The organism is Siccirubricoccus deserti, from assembly GCF_014283215.1.
Classification (GTDB): Bacteria; Pseudomonadota; Alphaproteobacteria; order Acetobacterales; family Acetobacteraceae; genus Siccirubricoccus; species Siccirubricoccus deserti.
This window is the reverse complement of sequence record NZ_JACOMF010000254.1, coordinates 1-798: the sequence shown is the minus strand read 5'-3', so window position 1 is coordinate 798 and position 798 is coordinate 1. Positions and strand designations below refer to the sequence as shown.

Here is a 798-nt window from a genome sequence, read left to right as displayed (position 1 = left end):
GACCAGAAGAAGAACAGCCCCGCCTGTGCCAGCGAGAGGTCGAAACGCCCGAACAGCCAGAGTGCGAGCAGCGCTTGGACCGCCAGCCCGCCGGCGAAGCTGTCCACGCTGAACAGCGCAGCGAGCTTGACAACGATCCCGCGCGAGGGGCCAAGCGGAGCGTGACTCGCGCGGCGCGCATCGGCCGGCAAGGCGGGCAGTGCGCGGTAGGCGACGAGGCAGGCGAGACCGAGCGCTGCGTAGAGCAGGAACATCGAGCGGAGCGCCGGAAGCTCCGCGACGCCGAGGGCAGCCAGAGCATCCGGCGCGCCGGCGGCCAGGGCACCCGCTGCGGCGGCAAGCGCGCCGACGAGGCTGTAGCGCGCGAAGACCATTGTGCGCCCGGCATCGCTGGTCGCGCCCGTCAGCACCGCCTGTTCCAGCGGGGCGAAGATGCTAACGCTGCCCGCCGACGGGTTGATGGTGCCGACCAGCGCGACGGCCAGGAGCATTGCGAAGCTGGCCACCACGGCGAAGCCAAGGCCCGTGGCCACCATCAGCGCCGCGGCGAGCAAGAGCAGGGCGCGTGGATCCACCCGCGCGCCCAGCGCCCCGACGGCGAGCGTCATCAGCGCCGAACCGAGCAGCGCCGCGGTCGCCACCAGGCCGATCTCGGTCGCGCCGTAGCCAAGTGCGACGAGGTAGGCGGGGAGCAGCACCGCCGCCAAGCCATCGCCGAAGTCCCGCAAGCCGCGCGCCCAGAAGACCCGTCCCTGGATGCCGGACGGCGGCGACATGGCCATCATGCGATCACGCCAG

The 798-nt window shown here is 72.2% G+C and carries 1 protein-coding gene; it reads right to left on the bottom strand.

Features of this window, described 5'->3' with window-relative positions; genetic code table 11:
• Positions 1-776 (bottom strand): MFS transporter (locus H7965_RS30175; RefSeq protein WP_222440904.1); only part of this gene is annotated, 776 nt, incomplete at its 3' end.
• Between the last annotated feature and the right edge of the window lie 22 nt (positions 777-798).